Annotated in this window: 21 protein-coding genes; 10 read left to right on the top strand and 11 right to left on the bottom strand. The window is 56.8% G+C overall.

Annotation, left to right across the window (positions count from 1 at the left end; genetic code table 11):
* Positions 1–35: 35 nt before the first annotated feature.
* Entirely contained in the window at positions 36–974 is a 939-nt protein-coding gene (locus DDA898_RS21415) for a LysR family transcriptional regulator (protein ID WP_236616692.1), read from the bottom strand.
* 93 nt (positions 975–1,067) lie between these two features.
* On the opposite strand from DDA898_RS21415, the gene DDA898_RS21410 reads away from it, so the two are divergent.
* Positions 1,068–1,547: a GNAT family N-acetyltransferase gene (locus tag DDA898_RS21410; protein ID WP_038912340.1), complete on the top strand. Its 480-nt coding sequence runs from the start codon at positions 1,068–1,070 to the stop codon at positions 1,545–1,547.
* Between the two features lie 113 nt (positions 1,548–1,660).
* Here DDA898_RS21410 and DDA898_RS21405 read toward each other — a convergent pair whose 3' ends face one another.
* Entirely contained in the window at positions 1,661–2,272 is a 612-nt protein-coding gene (locus tag DDA898_RS21405) for an NAD(P)-dependent oxidoreductase (protein WP_038912338.1), read from the bottom strand.
* Positions 2,273–2,414: 142 nt separating this feature from the next.
* Here DDA898_RS21405 and DDA898_RS21400 point away from each other — a divergent pair, with 142 nt between their 5' ends.
* On the top strand, positions 2,415–2,795 hold the full coding sequence (locus tag DDA898_RS21400) for a winged helix-turn-helix transcriptional regulator (RefSeq protein WP_038902818.1): 381 nt from the start codon (positions 2,415–2,417) through the stop codon (positions 2,793–2,795).
* 124 nt (positions 2,796–2,919) lie between these two features.
* On the opposite strand, the gene hppD is transcribed toward DDA898_RS21400, so the two are convergent.
* Positions 2,920–4,005: a 4-hydroxyphenylpyruvate dioxygenase gene (gene hppD, locus DDA898_RS21395; RefSeq protein WP_038912337.1), complete on the bottom strand. Its 1,086-nt coding sequence runs from the start codon at positions 4,003–4,005 to the stop codon at positions 2,920–2,922.
* A gap of 314 nt (positions 4,006–4,319) precedes the next feature.
* Here hppD and DDA898_RS21390 point away from each other — a divergent pair, with 314 nt between their 5' ends.
* From DDA898_RS21390 to DDA898_RS21375, 4 genes are all read left to right on the top strand, one after another.
* Positions 4,320–5,093, top strand: coding sequence for an MBL fold metallo-hydrolase (locus DDA898_RS21390; RefSeq protein ID WP_038912336.1), 774 nt, complete (start codon positions 4,320–4,322; stop codon positions 5,091–5,093).
* Positions 5,094–5,135: 42 nt separating this feature from the next.
* Positions 5,136–6,092: a GlxA family transcriptional regulator gene (locus tag DDA898_RS21385; RefSeq protein ID WP_038912335.1), complete on the top strand. Its 957-nt coding sequence runs from the start codon at positions 5,136–5,138 to the stop codon at positions 6,090–6,092.
* Positions 6,093–6,363: 271 nt separating this feature from the next.
* Complete coding sequence (locus DDA898_RS21380) at positions 6,364–6,630, top strand: helix-turn-helix domain-containing protein (protein WP_033112453.1); 267 nt, start codon at positions 6,364–6,366, stop codon at positions 6,628–6,630.
* Positions 6,630–7,949, top strand: coding sequence for a type II toxin-antitoxin system HipA family toxin (locus DDA898_RS21375; protein WP_038912333.1), 1,320 nt, complete (start codon positions 6,630–6,632; stop codon positions 7,947–7,949). The genes DDA898_RS21380 and DDA898_RS21375 overlap by 1 nt, the downstream gene beginning before the upstream one ends.
* 71 nt (positions 7,950–8,020) lie before the next feature.
* On the opposite strand, the gene mnmE is transcribed toward DDA898_RS21375, so the two are convergent.
* The 5 genes from mnmE to rpmH form a co-directional block, all read right to left on the bottom strand.
* Positions 8,021–9,385, bottom strand: a complete 1,365-nt coding sequence (mnmE, locus tag DDA898_RS21370) for a tRNA uridine-5-carboxymethylaminomethyl(34) synthesis GTPase MnmE (RefSeq protein WP_038912332.1) — start codon at positions 9,383–9,385, stop codon at positions 8,021–8,023.
* Between the two features lie 115 nt (positions 9,386–9,500).
* Positions 9,501–11,132 carry a membrane protein insertase YidC gene (yidC, locus tag DDA898_RS21365; RefSeq protein ID WP_038912331.1) on the bottom strand — a complete coding sequence of 544 codons (1,632 nt, stop codon included), beginning with the start codon at positions 11,130–11,132 and terminating at the stop codon, positions 9,501–9,503.
* A 2-nt stretch (positions 11,133–11,134) separates the two neighbouring features.
* A complete protein-coding gene (yidD, locus tag DDA898_RS22650) occupies positions 11,135–11,392 on the bottom strand; it encodes a membrane protein insertion efficiency factor YidD (protein WP_013320102.1) in 258 nt (85 codons plus the stop codon).
* Positions 11,356–11,715: a ribonuclease P protein component gene (gene rnpA / locus DDA898_RS22645; RefSeq protein ID WP_013320101.1), complete on the bottom strand. Its 360-nt coding sequence runs from the start codon at positions 11,713–11,715 to the stop codon at positions 11,356–11,358. Before rnpA ends, yidD begins: the two co-directional genes overlap by 37 nt.
* 18 nt (positions 11,716–11,733) lie before the next feature.
* Positions 11,734–11,874, bottom strand: coding sequence for a 50S ribosomal protein L34 (rpmH, locus tag DDA898_RS22640; protein WP_004093983.1), 141 nt, complete (start codon positions 11,872–11,874; stop codon positions 11,734–11,736).
* Between the two features lie 673 nt (positions 11,875–12,547).
* Here rpmH and dnaA point away from each other — a divergent pair.
* The 4 genes from dnaA to gyrB all read left to right on the top strand — a co-directional run bounded on the left by dnaA (position 12,548) and on the right by gyrB (position 18,724).
* On the top strand, positions 12,548–13,936 hold the full coding sequence (gene dnaA, locus DDA898_RS21355; protein WP_201765875.1) for a chromosomal replication initiator protein DnaA: 1,389 nt from the start codon (positions 12,548–12,550) through the stop codon (positions 13,934–13,936).
* A 4-nt stretch (positions 13,937–13,940) separates the two neighbouring features.
* A complete protein-coding gene (gene dnaN / locus DDA898_RS21350; RefSeq protein WP_038902453.1) occupies positions 13,941–15,041 on the top strand; it encodes a DNA polymerase III subunit beta in 1,101 nt (366 codons plus the stop codon).
* 168 nt (positions 15,042–15,209) lie between these two features.
* Entirely contained in the window at positions 15,210–16,295 is a 1,086-nt protein-coding gene (gene recF, locus DDA898_RS21345) for a DNA replication/repair protein RecF (RefSeq protein WP_013320098.1), read from the top strand.
* Between the two features lie 17 nt (positions 16,296–16,312).
* Positions 16,313–18,724, top strand: coding sequence for a DNA topoisomerase (ATP-hydrolyzing) subunit B (gene gyrB, locus DDA898_RS21340; RefSeq protein WP_013320097.1), 2,412 nt, complete (start codon positions 16,313–16,315; stop codon positions 18,722–18,724).
* Between the two features lie 78 nt (positions 18,725–18,802).
* Here gyrB and DDA898_RS21335 read toward each other — a convergent pair whose 3' ends face one another.
* From DDA898_RS21335 to prlC, 3 genes are all read right to left on the bottom strand, one after another.
* The gene (locus DDA898_RS21335) at positions 18,803–19,987 is read right to left on the bottom strand and encodes an MFS transporter (protein ID WP_038912328.1); all 1,185 of its coding nucleotides are present in this window, start codon (positions 19,985–19,987) and stop codon (positions 18,803–18,805) included.
* Positions 19,988–20,181: 194 nt separating this feature from the next.
* Complete coding sequence (gene rsmJ, locus DDA898_RS21330) at positions 20,182–20,934, bottom strand: 16S rRNA (guanine(1516)-N(2))-methyltransferase RsmJ (RefSeq protein ID WP_038912327.1); 753 nt, start codon at positions 20,932–20,934, stop codon at positions 20,182–20,184.
* Positions 20,931–22,973 (bottom strand): oligopeptidase A, encoded by a 2,043-nt coding sequence (gene prlC, locus DDA898_RS21325; RefSeq protein ID WP_038912326.1) that lies wholly within the window; start codon positions 22,971–22,973, stop codon positions 20,931–20,933. The genes rsmJ and prlC overlap by 4 nt, the downstream gene beginning before the upstream one ends.
* Positions 22,974–23,034 lie beyond the last annotated feature (61 nt).

Genomic DNA, 23,034 nt, shown 5'->3' with positions numbered 1-23,034 from the left:
GCACCCTTCTTGCAGTTCGCGCGTTACCTTTCTAATTACGTTGACGCGGCTGGCCGGGAAAGCGGCGCCAGCCGCTGAATCTGCGCCGCCAGCCAGCGGTCGGCCGCTCGCCGCTGATGACGCTGGTGGTAATAGATTTTGACGTGGTAAGGCGGCACCGGGAACGGCAGCTCATGGAGGGTACACCCGGTGAGCGCGGCAAGGTGGCTGGCGGCAAAGCGCGGCAGCGTCATCAGCAGGTTGCTTTGCCCGATAATCGCGGGTGCCGCCAGCAGTGACGGCATCCGCAGCGCGATAGTGCGCTGTTTGCCCAGTTTATCCAGCTCGTAGTCGATGGCGCCGCGCATTTCATTCCAGGGCGTAATCACCAGATGACGAGCGTTCAGGTACTCTTCCAGCGATAACGGCGTCTGATTGTCTCTGAAGCGGGTTGCCGTGATCGCCACGTAATCATCCTCCATCCAGTCAATATCATGAATGTCTTCATGCATGTGGTCAGCGAATTCGGTAAAACCGAGGGCGAAATCGACGCGGCCGGCCAACAGCTCTTCAAAGGCGACTTTCTGATCGCTGTGAATCAACTGGAATTGCAGGTGGGGCGCCAGCGACTGGATCGTGGCGGTTAATGCCGGAAAAACGCAAAACGCCGTATAGTCGGTCACCGAAAACGTAAAGGATTCATGGCTGCTGGCAGGGTCAAAGCCGGGGCGCAGGCTGAATCCCTGTTCCAGCAAACGCAGCCCGTCGCCAATGGTGGCAGCCAGCTTTTGCGCGAAGACCGTTGGTCGCATTTCCTGACCGGAACGGTAAAACAGTTCGTCATTCAGCGTCTTGCGTAATCTGCTCAGGGCATGACTTAACGCCGAGTTGCTCATGGCAAGTTCAGCGGCGGCGCGAGTGACCGACTGATGCCGGAAGATGGCATCAAACACCAGCAACAGATTGAGGTCGAGGCGCCGTAACTGAGGATGCATAATATTCACCATGAATTGATAATATTGCACTTCATGCATTATAACCTGGCGATTAAGCTTGCAGCCTGACGAATCCATCACAGAGATCTTTTTATGACCTTACATATCCGTTGGGCGGCGCAGCAGGATTCCGCCACTATCCTGAATTTTATTTGTGAACTGGCTGAGTACGAGAAAGCGCTGCGCGAGGTGAAGACCAATCAGCAGGAAATCGAGCAAACGCTGTTTGGCGAAGGTACGTCTACCGAAGCGCTGATTTGCGAATGGAACGGCGAACCGATCGGGTTTGCGGTGTTTTTCACCAGTTACTCCACCTGGTTGGGGCGCGACGGCATTTATCTGGAGGATCTGTACGTGTCGCCGCATTATCGCGGCCAGGGTGCCGGCAAAGCGCTGCTGAAATATATCGCACGTCTGGCGGTTGAACGCGGTTGTGGACGGTTGGAGTGGAGCGTGCTGGACTGGAATCAGCCTGCTATCGATTTTTACGACAGTCTGGGCGCTGCGCCGCAAAACGAGTGGATCCGTTACCGGCTGGAGGGCGACAGCCTGCGACAGGCGGCGCAGGAATAGACCGGGTTATTCGCGGCGGTAAAAAAACAGGCTGCGGGAAACCCGCAACCTGCCGAGGGAAAAGAGATTCAGCCTGGACACAGGATGCCAATCTCCGTCACATCGGGTGTGACTCAGTAGCCAACGGTGAAGCGCTGGCGGATGTGCCGCGGTGTTTCCACTTCATCCACCAACGCAATGGCGTAATCCGCGAAAGAGATGCTGCTGCCTTGCTCATTGGTCAGCAGATCGTCCTTACCGAGGCGGAATGTGCCGGTACGTTCACCGGGAACGAACATCATGGACGGCGACAGGAACGTCCAGTCCAGATCGGTGACGGTTTTCAGCAGACCGAGAAAATCGGCGCCTTTGGTGGCTTCCGCCTTGTAAGCCTCCGGGAAGTCCGGTTGATCCACCAGACGCTGGCCCGGCGCCACTAACAGGCTGCCCGCTCCGCCGACCACCAGATAGCGTTTCACACCTGCGGCGCGCACGGCGTCGATCAGAATCTGCGGATCGCTGCTGGTAAAATGAACGGAGCTGATGACCGCATCGTGACCTGCCAGCAGTGACGTCAGCCCTGCTACATCAAATACATCCCCTTGCTTGGCGGTGACGCCGGGCAGCGCGGCGATTTTTTCCGGGTGACGGGCAATCGCGGTTATCTGATGACCACGTTCAGACAGTTCTTTTAGAATCTGTGAACCCGCGTTGCCGGACGCGCCGATAAGTGCAATATGAGCCATGTTCCATTCCTTATAGTCTTCATTAAGGGAAAGGTCTAATATGTAGACCATTGGAAGGATTATGCGCAAAGCCCGATCGCTGCGCAAGAAGTCACCCATTTGTTATCTGGTCATCAACAACTGACCATGTGGAGTGTGTGTGGTGCCGAAAACCGTTGCTGAAAAAGATGTTTTTGTATTTGAACAGGCTTGTCCGATACGCGATGTGCTGGATCGCATTGGCGATCAGTGGAGCCTGCTGGTGCTGGAAACGCTGAGTGATGGCACGCTGCGGTTTAATGAACTAATGCGCCGTATTGGCGATATTTCCAAGCAAATGCTCTCCAAGACATTGAAGCTGTTGGAGCAGGATGGATTTGTCCGGCGCACGCTTTATGCCGAGGTGCCGCCACGGGTGGAATACCAGCTCACCGAGCTTGGGCGCTCTTTTCTGCAACCGATGAAGACGTTGGTGCAGTGGGCGGATGCGCATCACCGTACCATTTGCGAAGCGCGCAAAATCTATGAGCAAAAAAATGGGTAATACCTGGGGTGAACACTTAATTGCGCGCCAGCCTCGATAATGTCGTCGGTATTCAATCGGTGAAACGGCCTTGTTCATTTCCACAAGGCCGTACCCGAACGAATAAATGAAATACGAATAAGTGCTATGCGGCTCCGGTGGCTTTGATTTCACCACGCGCCAGCTGGTCGCGCTCCATGGATTCAAACAGCGCCTTGAAGTTGCCTTCACCAAAACCGTCGTCGCCGTCCCGTTCGATGAATTCAAAAAACAGCGGGCCGATCAGGGTTTCCGAGAAAATTTGCAGCAGCAGTTTTTTCTGCCCGTTGCGGGTATTGCCGTCAATCAGAATGCCGCGCGTCTGCAGGGCGGCGATATCGCGGCCGTGGCCGGGCAAGCGTTCCTCCACCATCTGGTAGTAGGTATCGGATGGCGCGGTCATCAGTGGTAACCCCGCCTGACGCAGCCGATCGAGAGTAGTCAGAATATCGTCGGTTTGCATCGCGATATGTTGGATCCCTTCGCCATTAAAACGGCGCAGGAATTCCTGAATCTGTCCGTTGCTGCCTTCCGCCTCTTCGTTTAATGGAATACGGATTTTACCGTCCGGCGCCACCATGGCTTTAGAATGTAATCCGGTATATTCACCCGCAATATCAAAATAGCGAATCTGCTGAAAATTAAATATTCGGCTATAGAATTCAGACCAGTAATTCATTCTCCCCTGATAGACATTATTGGTCAGGTGATCAAGGGTATGCAGCCCGAATCCTTTCGGTTTTCTTTCCACGTCGGGAATAAAGGTAAAGTCGATATCGAAAATATCTATGTCTGTGTGATATTTCTCGATGAAATAGATTCTCGAACCGCCAATGCCTTCGATAGCCGGTATCAGGACTTCCCCCGGACTGGCGGTTTGGCTTGCCGGCCTGGCGCCTGACAGGAGTGCCTGTTCATAAGCCTGAGTCGCATCTCTGACGTAAAACCCGATGCCACAGGCGCCAGCGCCGTGTTCCTGCAGGAACGTTTGCGGAAAACCGGCGGCGGTATTGTTAACAAGAAAATTGATGTCGTTCTGTCGGAAGAGTGAGATATCGCGGTGGCGATGGTGCGCCACTCGTGTAAATCCCAAAGAAAAAAATAACGATGAGAGCGTTTCCGGAGCGTCGGTGACAAACTCGATGAAAGCGAATCCATTCAGTTCGAGCGGATTGATTAATAATTCGTCCATATTATTTCCTTTGTCCTTAAAGGAGATTGATAAATAAATCGATGACGGAATTGTAATAATGAATATAGCGTGAGAGACCATTTTATGATAACAAGTTTTTCTTATTATAAATTTAATAGATAAATCTAAAGTAATTACGTTTATTAATATTCATGGTTTATTACATCGGTAGATAACCGGCGAACCACGGTTTGTTGAGGAGGCGGTTTGGCCCGAATATATCGATAAATGACCTTCGGGCCACTGCCGGCTGCTCGGTTTTCCGAGCAGAATGACGGCTATCTGCAATGGTCTTAACACTAAGGCATACCGTCATGAATATTACCCAGATCAGAAACGCCACGTTGAAAATCAACTTTGCCGGTAAAACGTTTCTCATCGACCCGATGCTGGCCGAAAAAGGCGCTTACCCCGGTTTCGACGGCACGCTGAACAGCCACTTGCGTAATCCGTTGGTGGACCTGCCGGTCACGCTGGAGAGCCTGTTTGCCGGTGTGGATGCGGTGATTGTTACCCACCCCCATCTCGATCACTGGGATGAGGCGGCTGAAATCCATCTGCCTAAATCATTACCGATATTTGCCCAGCACGAACAAGACCGGGAAACGATTCGGGCCGCCGGGTTCAGCGATGTTCGCCTGTTGACCGAACAGAGCGTGTTTGGCGATATCACGCTGATCAAAACACCGGGTCAGCACGGCAGCGACGCGATTATGGAAAAGTTACGCGACAGGCTGGGCGAGGTGTGCGGCGTGGTGTTTCGTCACCCGCAGGAAAAAACGCTGTATCTGGCAGGCGATACGGTCTGGAATGCGGATGTGGCCGACAACCTGCGTCGTTATACGCCGGAGGTCATTATTCTCAATTGCGGCGATGCGCAAGTCGTCGGCTTGGGGTCGATTATCATGAATCAGCAGGATGTGCTGGCGGTGGCGCAACATGCGCTTAATGCAACGCTAATCGCCAGCCACATGGAAGCGGTCAATCATTCGGCACTGAGTCGTACGGCCCTGCGTGATTTTCTGCAGCAAAACGGCGTGGCGCATCAGGTGCGGATCCCGGCGGATGGCGAGTCTTGTATGCTGTAACGGGTATCCGGAGCGGGTGTGACGAAGCAGGAGGAATGAGACGTGAGCATACATATTCCGTCGGTCGCGGTGGTGGCCTGCAATCAGTTCAGCCCGTTTCATTTATCGGTGCCCTGCATGATTTTCGGCGATGTGCTGCCGGGGCAGCCGCTGTTCAGGCTGCGAATTTGCGCCGGCGAAGAGGGCGTGCTGCGTTCCGCACAGGGGCTGCTGGTTGATACCCCGTTCGGGCTGGACGCGCTGGCGGAGGCCGATATCGTCGTGGTGCCCTACTGGCGTAATCCGCAGGAGACGCCGAACCCGGCGCTGCTGGCCGCGTTGGCGGCGGCCTATGCGCACGGCAGCCTGCTGGTTGGTTTGTGTCTGGGCACTTATGTGCTGGCGTGGGCCGGGTTGCTTACGCAGCGCAAGGCGGCGACGCACTGGGAATTCGCGCAGGATTTTCAGCAGCGTTTTCCCGATATTCATCTGGATACTCATGCGTTGTACGTGGAGGACGAGCGGCTGATTACCTCGGCGGGCACGGCCGCCGGGCTGGATTGTTGCCTGCATCTGGTCCGGAAGTACCACGGCAGCGCGATTGCCAACAACGTCGCCAGAAGAATAGTGATTCCCCCGCATCGGGAAGGCGGCCAGGCACAGTTCATCGAGCGACCGGTGCCGGCATCCACGCAGGACGCCAGAATCAACGCACTGCTGGACTACCTGAGAAGCCGTCTCGACCAGTCCCATCATCTTGATGAACTGGCGCGCCGGACGTTAATGAGCCGTCGTACTTTTACCCGGCAGTTTCACAAAGCCACCGGCATGTCAGTCGGCGAATGGCTGATGGCGGAGCGCCTGCAACAAAGCCAGACGCTGCTGGAGTCCACCACGCTGTCGATCGACGCCATTGCGGAACAGGTCGGCTTCAGTACCGCCACATCATTGCGCCAGCACTTCCGCCGCCAGTTTAACGTCACGCCCGGCGAGTGGCGCCGGACGTTTCGGGAAAGCTAATACGCCGTCAGGCTTTCGGTAGCCTTCGATTGGCGGTGGGGATTGCTTGCCAATACAGAAAGTGAAATTTATTTATAAAACAATGAATTTGTTGCTCTTTAAGGCGAGTGTGGGGAAAGTATTCATTATGACGTTTCCTCATATTACCCATACTATTATCACACGCTATAACAGGTAATTATGTAGTTAACGCCTATGGCGTGTAATTCTTGTTTTACCTGCTGAGGCGTGTAATATTTATCTTACCGCCTGTAACCGGTAGGATAAAATGATGAAAGTCACCAACGCCAAACAGCTTAGCAGCTATCTGAAAGATGTTCGTATCACGCAGAAGCTTTCACAAGGGAAAGTGGCCAGTAAAGTGGGTATTCGCCAGGACACGGTATCCAGCTTCGAACAACATCCTGATTCCACCAAGCTGGAAACATTCTTTAAAATCCTGTCGGCATTGAATTTAGAACTTACGGTTACTCCCAGGAATATGGATGCCGCCAATAACGAGGCCTCTGTCGCACCATCCTGGAAGGAAGAATGGTAATGGCTGCGCTCGATGTTTACATGAACGGCTACCGGGTGGGGATTCTGACCAAAACGGGCAGTGGCGCACATCATTTTTCCTACGATGCGAACTGGCTCGGGTTGCCGGGGAACCGACCCATTTCGCTCTCTATGCCACTACGCCATCAGCCCTATCAAGGTGATGAAGTTTATAATTTCTTCGACAATTTGTTGCCGGATAACCCGGATATCAGAAGGCGAATTGTTGCCAGGCATCATGCGGATTCCACCCAGCCGTTTGATCTGCTGGCTAAAGTGGGGCAAGACAGTGTCGGGGCGTTGCAATTGGTGCCGCAGGGTATTCCTGCTCGCGATATAAAACAGATTGAATATAAAACCTTATCCGAGCAACAGCTTGAAAGCATACTGTCGGGGTATCTGTCCGATGCCCCTCTGGGGATGATTGATACAGAAGACGATTTTCGAATCTCTATTGCTGGCGCACAGGAAAAAACGGCCCTGCTTTATCTGAATAATCACTGGTGCCTGCCCTTCAATACCACACCAACTACCCACATCATCAAACTACCGATTGGTAAAATCGAGAGTCATTCTTACTCAATTGATATGTCTGACAGCGTTGAGAATGAGTACCTGTGCCTGCTCATTGCCAGGGCATTTGGGCTACCGGTGCCGCACTGTTTTATGATCAAAGCTGGCAAGATAAAAGCTCTGGCCGTGGAGCGTTTTGATCGCAAATATGCTTCGGATGGCAGTTGGATTATGCGGCTGCCGCAGGAGGATTTTTGTCAGGTATTAAACGTGCCTTCCGCACTAAAATATGAAAATCATGGTGGACCAGGTATTTCCGCCATTATGTCGTATCTATTAGGCGCGGTTGATCCACAAAGGGATCGTTATAGTTTTATGAAGGCGCAGGTGCTGTTTTGGCTATTGGCTGCAACGGATGGTCATGCGAAAAACTTTTCCTTGTTTATTGAGTCTGAGGGAAGATATCGCCTCACGCCTTTCTATGACATTCTCTCTATGTACCCGGCGATGGGGGGGCGGGGAATTGACCGTAGAGATGCGAAGCTAGCGATGGGGCTGGCTGGCACCAGAGGTAAGAAATACCATATCGAGCAGATATTCCCTCGGCATTTTTTCCAAACGGCAAAGGCGGTTGGCTTTGCCAGAGAATCAATGGAACGCATTCTGACTGAATTTTCACAGACGGTTGATTCTGTCATCGTGAGTGTCAGAAACCAACTGCCTGCGGATTTTCCCACTCCTATTCGCGATGCGATCTTGGGAGGGTTACAGACTAGATCGAGGCGATTGACGACGGGTTGGGAATAATTTCCCGAGAGTTGGACAACGTTTTTATCTTTTCGCGTCTGTTTGCGTAATCTCTGCCAGATTTCTCAATGTCACTTCCCAATACAAAAACTGGAAAAAATTCGTCCCAGCAAATCATCGGAGGTGAATTCGCCGGTGATTTCACTTAATGATTGCTGTGCCAGCCGCAGTTCTTCGGCCAGTAGCTCGCCGGCGTAGGCGCCGACCAATTGTTCATGACCTTGTTGCAGATGCTGTGCTGCCTGCTCCAGTGCCTGCAAATGGCGGCGGCGGGCCAGGAATCCCCCTTCGGTGTTGCTGGTAAATCCCATGCTTTGTTTGAGGTGGTCACGCAGCAGGTCTACACCGTCACCCGTCCGGGCGGAAAGGCGGATAAGTGAGTAAGTGTTCACATCTTCAATGCCAAGCGGTTCGCCGGTGACGTCTGCCTTGTTACGCACCACGGTGATCGGTAGCGTTTTCGGTAATCTCGCCATGAACTCCGGCCAGATAGCTGCCGGTTCCATCGCATCGGTGGTGGTACCGTCCACCATAAACAGCACCCGGTCCGCCTGCTCGATTTCCTGCCAGGCGCGCTCGATGCCGATACGTTCCACCTCGTCGCTGGCGTCGCGCAGCCCGGCGGTGTCGATGATGTGCAGCGGCATGCCGTCGATATGAATATGCTCGCGTAGCACGTCGCGGGTGGTGCCGGCGATGTCGGTAACGATGGCGGCGTCGCGCCCGGCCAGCGCATTCAGCAGGCTGGATTTGCCGGCATTCGGCCGCCCGGCTATCACCACTTTCATGCCTTCGCGCAGCAGGCTGCCCTGGCGCGCTTCAGCGCGTACCGCACCCAGATCGCCGATAACGTCGTTGAGCATGGCTTCGATTTTGCCGTCGGAGAGGAAGTCGATTTCTTCATCGGGAAAATCAATCGCGGCCTCCACATAGATTCGCAGGTGAGTGAGTGCTTCCACCAGTTGATGGATACGGGTAGAAAACACGCCCTGCAACGAGTTGACGGCGGAACGAGCCGCCTGCTCGGAACTGGCGTCGATCAGATCGGCGATGGCTTCGGCCTGCGCCAGATCCAGCTTGTCGTTCAGAAACGCCCGTTCGGAGAACTCGCCGGGGTGGGCGATGCGCACGTCTGGCAGCGCCACTATCCGTTTGAGCAGCAGGTCGAGAATCACCGGGCCGCCGTGCCCCTGTAGCTCCAGCACGTCTTCGCCGGTAAAGGAGTTCGGGCCGGGGAACCACAGGGCAATGCCTTGATCGAGCACGCTGCCGTCGGCGTCATGGAAAGGCAGATAATCGGCGTAACGCGGTTTGGGCAGCTTGCCCAGCACCGCCTGCGCCACGGCGGCGGCGGTGCGGCCGGAGATACGCAGAATACCTACGCCGCCGCGTCCCGGCGGGGTGGCTTGGGCAACGATGGTGTCGGTATGGCTCATGGTGTTCTCTCTGCGCTCGCGCCTGTTTTCAGACGCTGTTATGGGATTGTCTTAACGTAAAAAATAAGGCGGTCAGTGACCGCCTTACATTGAGATTGATTGGGCAATCAACCGGTTATTTCTTCTCGCGGCTATGCAGGCCGCGTTTTTCCAGCCCGCGATAAATCAGCTGCTGCTGGGCGATGGTCACCAGGTTGCTGACGATATAGTACAGCACCAGGCCCGACGGGAACCACAGGAAGAACACGGTGAAGATCACCGGCATGTAGGTCATGATCTTCTGCTGCATCGGGTCGGTGACGGTAGTCGGCGACATCTTCTGAATGAAGAACATGGTCAGACCCATCAGGATCGGCAGCACGTAGTACGGGTCCTGCGCCGACAGGTCATGAATCCACAGTGCGAACGGCGCGTGGCGCAGCTCTACCGAACCCATCAGCATGTAGTACAACGCCAGGAAGATCGGCATCTGGATCAGCAGCGGGAAGCAGCCGCCCAGCGGATTCACTTTCTCAGCCTTGTACAACGCCATCATTTCCTGACTCATGCGCTGTTTATCGTCGCCGATGCGCTCGCGCATTGCCTGCAGTTTCGGCTGCAGCATGCGCATTTTCGCCATCGAGGTGTACTGCGCTTTGGTCAGCGGGTACATGATGCCGCGCACGATAAAGGTGATGGCGATGATCGAGAAGCCCCAGTTGCCGATAAAGCCGTGCAGGAATTTCAGCAGTTTGAACAGTGGCTGGGAGATGAACCACAGCCAGCCGTAATCCACGGTCAGGTCCAGATGCGGCGCGACCGTCGCCATCTTATCCTGAATTTCCGGGCCGACCCACAGGGTGGCGTTCAGGTTCTGCTGGCTGCCCGGCTGTATGATAACCGGCGGGGCCTTAAAGCCGATGGCGGCTAAGCCATTACCCAGATTGGCGCTGTAGAACGTGTTGTTACCCGTGGCCGCCGGTACCCAGGCGGTGGCGAAATACTGCTGCAGCATGGCAACCCAGCCGCCCTGCGTGGTGATGTTCAGGTTCTCTTTCATATCGCTGAAGCTGTATTTGCGATATTTGTCGTCGCTGGAAGAGAACGCCGCGCCACGGTAGGTGTGCAAGGCGAAGTTGTTGCTGCCGGTGTCGCGGTGCGACGGCAAATCAATGGACTGCTTCAACTGGCCGAACAGGGTCAGCTCCAGCGGCTGGGCGCTGGCGTTATTGACGCCGTATTCCACATTCAGCGCGTATTCGCCGCGTTTCAGCACGAAGGTTTTGGTGAAGCTAACGCCGTTGGCGTCGGTGTAGGTCAACGGAATCCGCAGTTCATTCTGGCCCGCAGCCAGTTCAAAGCGATCCGCCGGCGCGGTGTACAGCGGGCGTGAGCCATTGGCTGGGTTGTCCGGGCCGTTTTTGCCGGTCAGGCCGCTTTGTGCCTGATAAGTAAAGGCCGGGGTGGTTTCCAGCAGTTTGAACGGCTGGCTGGAGCCCAGTTCCGCCGGGTAGGCCAGCAGGTCGGCTTCTTCGATGTCGCCGCCGCGGGTGTTGATGTTCAGCGACAACACGTCGGTTTTCACGGTGATCAGTTTACCCTGACCGCTGGCAGGTACGCCCTGGTTGGCTGCATCGCCCACAGCGCCATTCGCCTGTTGCGTGGTCTGGGTCGCCGCGGGTGGATTTTTGTCCGTTTCCCACTGCTGCCAGATCATGAACGTTACGAATAGCAGAGCGATGAGAAGAAGATTGCGTTGCGAATCCATCGTTAGTGTTCTCTGTTATTGTCGGGTTTTGGCGGTACGGGATCATCACCACCAGGGTTCAAAGGGTGGCATTTTAATACGCGTTTAAGCGTCAACCAACTGCCTTTTATCATGCCGAACCGGCGTATTGCTTCAATGCCATATTGGGAGCACGACGGCTGAAAGCGGCAGTGCGGTCCAAGTAGCGGACTGATAAAGCGTTGATACCCGCGTATCAGGCCAATCAGCAGGCGTGAGCCAAACGACAGTGACGGCGCCATAATTTTTCCAACGCTTCCGTTAGTGTACGGTTATCCAGTTCAGACACCCCTTTTTTGGCGATGACGACAAAGTCCATCGCGGGCAGTTCGTGCTGATGCAAACGAAAACTTTCACGCGTCAGGCGCTTGATGCGGTTGCGTTCGTGAGCCCGTCTGACGTGCTTTTTTGCGACGGTAAGACCAATACGAGGGTGTCCCAGCGTATTGGGGCGACCGAGGATGGTGATCTGCGGCGTACCGGCCCGTTGTGGCTGCTGGAAGACGAAAGAGAAATGGCTGGGAGTTAACAGACGTAACTCCCTGGGAAAAGCGAGCGTAACCACTCGAAGGGTTAGCTTTTATTACTTAGAAACAGTCAGACGAGTACGGCCTTTCGCACGACGGCGGGCCAGAACCTGACGACCATTTTTAGTGGCCATACGAGCACGGAAACCGTGGCTACGGTTACGCTTCAATACGGACGGTTGGAAAGTGCGTTTCATGGCGATTTCTACCTAAACTTGATTTAAGACTTCACAGTAAACGCGTTTGGCTACTCGGCGTGAAAAATGACCGACGCCTCTATCGCATAATAAAGAGGCGGGATTGTAATAATTGTACAGTCCCGAGTCAATTAACATCCGCGTTTTACCCGCCTGAAACTTTCCGGTTGTCCCGGACTTTCTGTTTGCTCAGCACAAAAAACAGCTACTCAGCACAGAAAACAGGCGCTACGCGCAGGCTGGGAATTATACGGACTCTACAATAAAGCGCAAGGATCCGCCCACGATCCTGTCGGCGGGATCATGATCCGCGTCACCACTGATCGTGCCGATTACGTTTATGCTTAAGACCTTTTTGAGATCCACGGGCGGGTTGTGGGTAACCGCACGGATGGCCCGTATGGAAAGCCGGAGTTGGCGCATACTATAAGAAGAGCCTGTGGATAAAAAGGATCAAAACTGTGTAGAAAGGGGAGATCTCTGGCGTGGTTTAGGTTATGATCCGCCGTCCCGCTAGCGATCCCTGGATCGGGATCGTCACGGTAAAGCCGCTTTCCGCGCGGCGCACCCCGGCGCAGCCGTATCCATGCGTAGCCGGGTGCCTGAAAATCATGAGTTACATAACTAACGTCTGTTCCTTTTCTTGATTGACCTTGTTCGAGTGGAGTCCGCCGTGTCACTTTCGCTTTGGCAGCAGTGTCTTGCCCGTTTGCAGGATGAGTTACCTGCCACAGAATTCAGTATGTGGATACGCCCGTTACAGGCGGAACTGAGTGACAACACTCTGGCGCTTTACGCCCCGAATCGTTTTGTACTGGATTGGGTACGCGATAAATACATCAATAATATCAATGGACTGTTGAATGATTTCTGCGGCATGGATGCGCCGTTGCTGCGTTTTGAAGTCGGCAGCAAGCCGATGACGCCTGTTGTTGTGTCAACCGGCCACCACAGCGCCGCCGCACCCGCGCCTCAGGCGCGCGCCGCCTCGCCGGTGCGTCCGAGCTGGGAAACCCCTGCGGCGCCGGCCGAGCACACCTATCGCTCCAACGTGAACCCCAAGCACACCTTCGACAACTTCGTGGAAGGTAAGTCCAACCAATTGGCCCGCGCGGCGGCGCGTCAGGTGGCGGACAATCCCGGCGGAGCCTACAATCCGTTGTTCCTGTACGGCGGCACCGGTCTGGGTAAAACCCACCTGCTGCACGCGGTGGGCAATGGCATTATCGCTCGCAAGCCGAATGCCAAAGTGGTGTACATGCACTCCGAGCGTTTCGTGCAGGATATGGTTAAGGCGTTGCAGAATAACGCCATCGAAGAATTCAAACGCTATTACCGCTCGGTAGACGCACTGCTGATCGATGACATCCAATTTTTTGCCAATAAAGAGCGTTCGCAGGAAGAGTTTTTCCACACTTTCAACGCGTTGTTGGAAGGCAACCAACAGATCATCCTGACGTCGGATCGTTACCCTAAAGAGATCAACGGGGTGGAAGATCGTCTCAAGTCCCGCTTCGGCTGGGGGTTGACCGTCGCGATCGAGCCGCCGGAGCTGGAAACCCGCGTGGCGATCCTGATGAAGAAGGCGGACGAAAACGATATCCGCCTGCCGGGCGAAGTGGCGTTTTTTATCGCCAAGCGTCTGCGTTCCAACGTGCGTGAGCTGGAAGGCGCGCTGAACCGCGTGATCGCCAACGCCAATTTCACCGGCCGGTCGATCACCATCGATTTTGTGCGCGAAGCGCTGCGCGACCTGCTGGCGTTGCAGGAAAAACTGGTCACCATCGACAATATTCAGAAGACGGTGGCGGAGTACTATAAGATTAAAGTGGCCGACCTGTTGTCCAAACGGCGTTCACGTTCGGTGGCCCGTCCGCGTCAGATGGCGATGGCGCTGGCCAAAGAGCTGACCAACCACAGCCTGCCGGAGATCGGCGACGCGTTCGGTGGCCGTGACCATACCACCGTGTTGCATGCCTGCCGCAAAATCGAGCAGCTGCGCGAGGAAAGTCACGACATCAAAGAAGATTTTTCCAATTTAATCCGAACCTTATCCTCATAACATCATGAAATTTATCGTTGAGCGTGAGCATCTGTTAAAACCGTTGCAACAGGTCAGCAGCCCGCTGGGCGGGCGACCGACGTTGCCGATTCTGGGCAACCTGTTGTTGCAGGTCAGCGAAGGCCGGTTATCGCTGACCGGTACCGATCTGGAAATGGAGATGGTGGCGCATCTGGCGCTGACGCAGCCCCATGAACCGGGCGCGACTACCGTTCCGGCCCGCAAGCTGTTCGATATTTGCCGTGGTCTGCCGGACGGCGCGGAGATTTCCGTTACGCTGGAAGGGGATCGGATGCTGGTGCGCTCCGGGCGTAGCCGTTTCTCCTTGTCCACGCTGCCGGCGGCGGACTTCCCCAATCTGGACGACTGGCAAAGCGAGGTGGAGTTCACCTTGCCGCAGGCGACGCTGAAACGCCTGATCGAAGCCACCCAGTTCTCGATGGCGCATCAGGATGTGCGTTACTACCTCAACGGCATGCTGTTCGAAACCGGCGGCGAAGAGCTGCGCACCGTGGCGACCGACGGTCACCGTCTGGCGGTGTGCTCCATGCCGGTCGGGCAGTCGCTGCCGTCGCATTCGGTGATCGTGCCGCGTAAAGGGGTGATGGAGCTGGTGCGTCTGCTGGATGGCGGCGATACGCCGCTGCAGTTGCAGATCGGCAGCAATAATATCCGCGCCCATGTCGGCGATTTTATCTTTACCTCCAAACTGGTGGATGGCCGTTTCCCGGATTACCGCCGCGTGCTGCCGAAAAATCCGGACAAGACGCTGGAAGCAAGCTGCGACCTGCTGCGTCAGGCGTTCTCCCGTGCGGCGATCCTGTCGAACGAGAAATTCCGCGGCGTGCGGCTGTACCTGAACCAGAACCAGTTGCGGATCACCGCCAACAATCCGGAACAGGAAGAGGCGGAAGAGATTCTGGATGTGGAATACGGCGGTACGGAGATGGAAATCGGTTTTAACGTCAGCTATGTGCTGGATGTGCTCAACGCGCTGAAATGCGAAGACGTGCGTCTGCTGCTGACCGATTCGGTATCCAGCGTCCAGATTGAGGATGCGGCCAGTCAGGCGGCGGCCTACGTGGTCATGCCGATGCGTCTGTAATCCCGAGCGGCGGGCGTCCGCGTTTGCCCGTTTCACACGCCGCGCCATCAGGTGCGGCGTGTTGTTATCGGCAGGACGGCGTTGAAAGTGCAACGTTGGTTGAGAGTGCAACGTTGGGAATGCAAAAACGTCCGGCATGGGCAAGAAATCAAGCAGAATGGTTGTGACATGGCGCTGACCCGTCTTCTTATCCGCGATTTCCGTAATATCGAATCGGCCGATCTGGCGCTGATTCCCGGCTTCAATTTCTTGGTGGGCGCCAACGGCAGCGGCAAGACCAGCGTGCTGGAAGCCATCTACACGCTGGGGCACGGGCGGGCGTTTCGCAGTATTCAGGCCGCCAGAGTGATTCGCCACGAGCAGGCTGAATTCATCCTGCACGGCCGTATTGAGGGGCAGGAGCGCGAGCGTTCCGTGGGCTTGAGCAAAAACCGCGACGGCGACAGTACGGTGCGTATCGACGGCAGCGACGGCCATAAAGTGGCGGAGCTGGCGCAATTGCTGCCTATCCAACTGATCACCCCGGAAGGCTTCACTCTGCTCAACGGCGGCCCCAAATACCGCCGCGCGTTTCTGGACTGGGGCTGTTTTCACAACGAACCCGGCTTTTTCAGCGCCTGGAGCAACCTCAAGCGGCTGCTGCGCCAGCGTAACGCGGCGTTGCGTCAGGTCAGCCATTATGGGCAACTGCGCGCCTGGGATCGGGAACTGGTGCCGTTAGCCGAGGGCATCAGCCAGTGGCGCGCCGACTACAGCGCCGCCATCGCGGCGGATATCGGTTCCACCTGCGCCCAGTTTTTACCGGAGTTTTCCCTGAGTTTTTCCTTCCAGCGCGGCTGGGACAAAGAGAGTGACTACGCCGAGCTGCTGGAGCGCCATTTCGAGCGCGACAGGCAGTTGGGCTACACTGCGCTAGGGCCGCACAAAGCCGATTTTCGCATCCGCGCCGGCGGCGTGGCGGTTGAGGACATGCTGTCTCGCGGCCAGCTCAAGTTGCTGATGTGCGCGCTCAGGCTGGCGCAGGGCGAGTTCCTCACCCGGCAAAACGGGCTGAAGTGCCTGTACCTGATCGACGACTTCGCCTCCGAACTGGACAGCACCCGCCGCCGCCTGCTGGCCGAGCGGCTGAAGGCGACGCAGGCGCAGGTGTTCGTCAGCGCCATCACCGCAGAGCAGATTAGCGACATGGTGGGCGAAAATGGCAAGATGTTCCGCGTGGAACAGGGTAAAATAACCGTTCAATCACAGGACTAAATGAGCGAGAAACGTTGATGTCGAATTCTTATGACTCCTCAAGTATCAAGGTATTAAAAGGGCTGGATGCGGTCCGTAAACGCCCGGGGATGTATATCGGTGATACGGATGACGGAACCGGTCTGCACCACATGGTATTCGAGGTGGTGGACAACGCTATCGACGAGGCGCTCGCTGGCTACTGTAAAGATATTGTCGTTACTATTCATGCTGATAACTCGGTATCGGTGCAGGACGACGGCCGTGGTATTCCTACCGGTATCCACGAAGAAGAGGGCGTGTCCGCCGCCGAAGTGATCATGACCGTGCTGCACGCGGGCGGTAAGTTTGACGACAACTCCTACAAGGTGTCCGGCGGTCTGCACGGGGTGGGGGTATCGGTAGTAAACGCCCTGTCCGAGAAGCTGGAACTGGTGATCCGCCGCGAAGGTAAAATTCATCGTCAGGAATACCGTCACGGCGAACCGCAAGCGCCGCTGAGCGTGACGGGCGACGCCGACACCACCGGCACCACGGTGCGTTTCTGGCCGAGTCTGGAAACCTTCACCAACGTGGTCGAGTTTGAATATGAGATTCTGGCCAAGCGTCTGCGCGAACTGTCGTTCCTCAACTCCGGCGTGTCCATCCGCCTGCGTGACGAACGTGAAGAGAACAAGGCCGATCATTTCCACTACGAAGGCGGCATTAAGGCTTTCGTTGAGTACCTGAACCGCAACAAGACGCCGATCCACCCGCAGGTGTTCTATTTCAGCGCTGAAAAAGACGACATCGGCGTGGAAATCGCCATGCAGTGGAACGACGGTTTTCAGGAAAACATCTACTGCTTTACCAACAATATTCCGCAGCGTGACGGCGGTACCCATCTGGCCGGCTTCCGCGCCGCCATGACCCGTACGCTCAACAACTACATGGACAAGGAAGGCTACAGCAAGAAAGCCAAGGTCAGCGCCACCGGCGACGACGCGCGCGAAGGGCTGATTGCCGTGGTGTCCGTGAAAGTGCCGGACCCGAAATTCTCCTCCCAGACCAAAGACAAACTGGTGTCGTCGGAAGTGAAATCGGCGGTGGAATCGCTGATGAACGACCGTCTGGTGGATTACCTGATGGAAAACCCCAACGACGCCAAAATCGTGGTCGGCAAGATCATCGATGCCGCCCGCGCCCGCGAAGCCGCGCGCAAAGCGCGTGAGATGACCCGCCGCAAAGGCGCGCTGGATCTGGCCGGTCTGCCGGGCAAGCTGGCGGACTGTCAGGAACGCGACCCGGCGCTGTCCGAACTCTACCTGGTGGAAGGGGACTCAGCGGGCGGCTCTGCCAAGCAGGGGCGTAACCGTAAGAATCAGGCCATTCTGCCGTTGAAAGGTAAGATCCTGAACGTGGAAAAGGCGCGTTTCGACAAGATGCTGTCTTCGCAGGAAGTGGCGACGCTGATCACCGCGCTCGGCTGCGGTATCGGCCGTGACGAGTACAACCCGGACAAACTGCGTTACCACAACATCATCATCATGACCGATGCGGACGTCGACGGTTCTCACATTCGGACCCTGTTGCTGACCTTCTTCTACCGTCAGATGCCGGAAATCGTTGAGCGCGGCCATGTGTTTATCGCCCAGCCGCCGCTGTACAAGGTGAAAAAAGGCAAGCAGGAGCAGTACATCAAAGACGACGAGGCGATGGACCAGTACCAGATCATGCTGGCGCTGGACGGCGCCACGCTGCACACCAACGCGCACGCGCCGGCGCTGGCGGGGGAACCGCTGGAGAAACTGGTAGCCGAGCACTATGGCGTGCAGAAGCTGATCGACCGTATGGAGCGCCGTTATCCGCGCGCGCTGCTTAACGCGCTGCTCTATCAGCCTACGCTGACGGAAGCGATGCTGAACGATCAGGCGCAGGCTCAGCAGTGGATTGACTCGCTGATTCACTATCTCAACGAGAAAGAACAGCACGGCAGTACTTATAGCTTCCTGCTGCGCCAGTCGAACGAGCGTCATGAGCCGGTGCTGCGGGTACGTACCCACGGCGTGGATTCCGATTATGCGCTGGATCTGGCGTTTGTTCAGGGCAACGAATATCGCAAAATCAATGGATTGGGTGAGAAACTGCGTGGCCTTATCGAAGACGATGCTTTTGTTGAGCGCGGCGAGCGTAAACAACCGGTCGCCAGCTTCGAACAGGCATTAGACTGGCTGGTGAAAGAGTCGCGCCGTGGTTTGGCGATTCAGCGCTACAAAGGTCTGGGCGAGATGAACCCGGAACAGCTGTGGGAAACCACCATGGACCCGGAAAGCCGCCGTATGCTGCGCGTGACGGTGAAAGACGCTATCGCCGCCGACGAGCTGTTCACTACCCTGATGGGCGATGCCGTTGAACCGCGCCGCGCCTTTATCGAAGAAAACGCCCTGAAAGCGGCGAATATCGATATTTGATCGGCGGTTTTCCGTCTGATTGTGACCTACAGAAACCCGCGTCAGACGCGGGTTTCTGCTTTTTGAACCCCATATTTCTTATGCGGCCAGCGCCCGCTGCCGGGTGCTGTACAGTTCCTGCGCCAGCGCCATCACGGCGGTAATCACCATAAATATCACCGCCGACCAGAAAATGGCGGACGGATGACCCTGATCCAGCAGCCAGCCAAATACCACCGGGCCGCCGGCGCCGCCGATATTGAAACCGGTGGTGACCACGCCGAACACCCGACCTTCGGCGCCGGCCGGGGAAGCGTTGCGCACCAGCATATCCCGCGATGGCGCGATAATACCGGAAAGAAAACCGGCGACGGCCAGAATCAGGATGGTCGCCAGCGACGGCAGCGTATACATCGCCACGATGGCGACCAGCACGGCGGTGATGACCAGCGAGCCAGTGGCGACCATACCGTGATGCCGGGTTTTATCCGCCAGCGAGCCGCCCGCCAGCACGCCAAACGCGCTGGTAAACAGAAACGCGGTCAGCGCCAGGTTGGCTTCGGTCAGCGGCATACCGTAACCGTTCACCAGTGCGGTAACCGAGAAATTCTGAATCGAGTTGGTGCTGAGGTTGAGCAGCATGAACAGCACCAGCAGCGACAGAATCGGCAGAGTGAACACCGCTACCTTCGGCACCTGGCTGTGCTTATTCTGTGCGGCGGCGGAGGGGAGCGTTTCCCGTTCGCCCAACAGCATCGGCACGGTCAGCAGCCCGAATATCCCGGACAGTACAAACGCGAATTCGATGCTGGTGACGGACGCCACCGCCAGCAGAATGGCTGGCGCGACGGCGGTGCCGAGGAAGCCGGAAAAGGTATGGACCGAGAAGGCGCGCCCCATCCGATTTTCCGCGATGCCACGCGACAACAGTGCGTAATCGGACGGGTGGTAGACCGCGTTGGCCAGCCCCGCCAGCGCCATGGCGATCAGCATCCAGCTGTAGCTGGTAAACAGGCCGAGCGACAAAAAGCACAGGCTACCCAGCGTCAACCCGGCAATCAGCGTGCGGCGCGGCCCGATGCGGTCGACGGCAAAGCCGATCGGCGTCTGCACAAGAGCGGAAACAACGTTGAACACGCCCAGAGCAACACCGATTTCCACATAACTGATGCCGCGCTGCGCGGAGATCAGCGGCATCAGCGCCGGCAGCACCATCATGTGAAAATGACTAACCCAGTGAGCGGCGGAAACCTGCGCCAGTAGTGGTAACTTATTTGTTTTCATCGTTATTTTAATAGATTGAATGCGCGGGCGCGCAAGGACGGATTCAGCAATAAGGTTAACATATCGCCAGAACGGTTAGCCGTCTATCTTTTAAGTCGAGGGGTTTAAAATTAGAAAGGATGTAACAGGGCGGTCGATGGCGGAAAGCAAGGCATCTGGCTGCTGCTGTTAAAAAGTGCAGCCAGAACCGGGTGTTACTCCGTCAGCGGCAGATAAAAATCAAACCGGTGGCTTTTGGTTTCCAGCGCCGACTGGGCGGGCACGCCTGCCAGCGGCGGCGCGTAGTCCGGGCGTTTGACCACCACCCGCTTTTTCGCCAGACGGCGCGCCGGCGCCAGCAGGGCATCGGCGTCATTGTCGGCGCCGACCAGCGTCTGGAATACCCGCATTTCCTTTTTCACCAGCGCGCTTTTCTGGCGGTGGGGAAACATCGGGTCGAGGTAGACCACGTCCGGCGGCGGGGTGATGGCGGACAACGCGTCAATGCTGGATGCATGCACCAGCGTCAGGCGCTCACGCAGCCAGCCGCCGATTTCCGGGTCCTGATAGCCGCGCTGCAAGCCATCATCCAGCAGTGCGGCGACCACCGGGTGACGTTCCACCATCCGTACCCGGCAACCGAGCGCCGCCAGCACAAAGGCGTCGCGGCCAAGGCCGGCGGTGGCATCCACCACGTCGGGCAGGTAGTCCTTTTTAATACCGACCGCTTTGGCGACCGCTTCGCCGCGTCCGCCGCCGAAACGGCGACGGTGCGCCATCGCGCCGGCGGCGAAATCCACACAGATGGCGCCCAGCTTGGGTTCGTCGCATTTACGCAATTCCAGCCGTTCGGGAGTGAGCACCAGCGCCAGCGATGCGGCGGCGTCATTCTCCAGCCCCCAGCGCCGGGCCAGTACCGCCAGCGCCTCGGGGTCGGCACCGGCTTCGGTCAGTAAACCAATCCTCATTCCTGGATGCCGTAGTGTTTCAGCATGGCGTCCAGTTTGGGTTCACGACCGCGGAAGCGTTTGAACAGCACCATCGGCTCTTCAGAGCCGCCGCGGGACAGAATGTTCTCCAGGAACGACAAGCCGGTGTCGCGGTTAAAAATGCCTTCCTCTTCAAAGCGGGAGAAGGCATCCGCCGCCAGCACGTCGGCCCACAGGTAGCTGTAGTAACCCGCGGCGTAACCGCCGGCGAAGATGTGGCTGAAGGAGTGCGTGAAGCGGTTCCATTCCGGGCTTTTCACCACGGAAACCTGCGCTTTCACCTCCGCCAGCGTCTCCAGCACGCGCGCGCCGTTGGCCGGGTCATAACCGGCGTGCAGGCGGAAATCGAACAGGCCGAATTCCAGCTGACGCAGGATGAACAGCGCCGCCTGATAATTCTTGGCCGCCAGCATCTTGTCCAGCATCGCCTGCGGCAGCGGCTCGCCGGTTTCGTAGTGACCGGAAATGAACGCCAGCGCGTCCGGCTCCCAACACCAGTTTTCCATGAACTGACTCGGCAGTTCGACGGCGTCCCACGGCACGCCGTTGATGCCGGATACCCCGGCGGTGTCGATGCGGGTCAGCATGTGGTGCAACCCGTGACCGAATTCGTGGAACAGGGTGGTGACTTCGTCGTGGGTAAACAGCGCCGGTTTGCCGTTGATCGGGCGGTTGAAGTTACAGGTCAGGTAGGCCACCGGTTTTTGCAGCTCGCCGTTGGCTTTACCCAGACGGCCGACGCAGTCGTCCATCCAGGCGCCGCCGCGTTTGTGCTCGCGGGCGTACAGATCAAGGTAGAAGCTGCCCAGCAATTCGCCGCTGTCGCTGAACAGGTCGAAGAAACGCACTTCCGGATGCCAGACGTCGACGCCCTGACGCTCTTTGGCGGTGATGCCGTAGATGCGTTTCACCACCTCGAACAGCCCTTCCAGTACGCGCGGTTCCGGGAAGTAGGGGCGCAGCAGTTCATCGCTGATGGAATACAGGTGCTGTTTCTGCTGTTCGGCGTAGTAGCTGATGTCCCACGGGTTCAACTCTTCGACGCCGAAATGTTCTTTGGCGAACGCGCGCAGTTGCGCCAGCTCCTGCTCCCCTTGCGGACGGGCGCGTTTGGCCAGATCGGTCAGGAAGTCCAGCACCTGCTGCGGGTTTTCCGCCATTTTGGTGGCCAGCGATTTGTCGGCGAAGCTGGCGAAGCCCAGCAATTGCGCCAGTTCATGGCGCAGCGCCAGCGTTTCCGCCATCACCTCGCCGTTGTCCCACTTACCGGCGTTCGGGCCTTGCTCGGACGCGCGGGTCACGTAGGCGCGGTACATCTCTTCGCGCAGCGCCTGATTGGAACAGTAGGTCATTACCGGCAGGTAACTCGGAATATCCAGCGTCAACAGCCAGCCCTGCTGCTCTTTGGCTTCCGCCAGCGCGTTGGCGGCCGCCAGGGCGCTTTCCGGCATACCGGCCAGTTCGTTGACGTCGGTGATCAGTTTGGTCCAGCCCATGGTGGCGTCCAGCACATTGTTGCTGAATTGCGAACCCAGTTCGGACAGACGGGAAGCGATGTCGCCGTAGCGTTTCTGTTGTTCCGGCGGCAATGCAATTCCGGACAGTTCGAAGTCGCGCAGGGCGTTATCCACCGCTTTTTTTTGCGCCACGCTCAGGCCGGCGTAATGCTCGCCGTCGCGCAGGTCGCGGTAGGCACGGTACAACCCGGCGTGCTGGCCCACCCAGGTGCCGTATTCGGACAGCAGCGGCAGGCACTGTTCATAGGCGCTGCGCAGTTCCGGGCTGTTTTTGACCGAATTCAGGTGGCTGACCGGCGAGAAAATCCGCCCCAGCCGATCATCACTTTCCGCTAACGGCTGACACAGGTTATCCCAGGTGAACGGACCCGGCTGCGCCACCACGTGCTCGACGGTCTGACGACAGTCGTCCAGCGCGGCCTGCACGGCAGGGAGGATGTGTTCAATCTGGATCTGGGAGAACGGCGGCAGGGTAAACGAGGAAAGTAATGGATTGGTCATGGCACAGTCCTGAAATGTAGTGATGATGACTTAACATGGGGGGTAACGCGGGGAAAATCAA

It is taken from the genome of Dickeya dadantii NCPPB 898 (assembly GCF_000406145.1).
In the GTDB taxonomy this organism is placed as follows: domain Bacteria; phylum Pseudomonadota; class Gammaproteobacteria; order Enterobacterales; family Enterobacteriaceae; genus Dickeya; species Dickeya dadantii.
The sequence above is the reverse complement of the archived record's forward strand: the minus strand, read 5'-3'. Positions and strand labels throughout refer to the sequence as shown.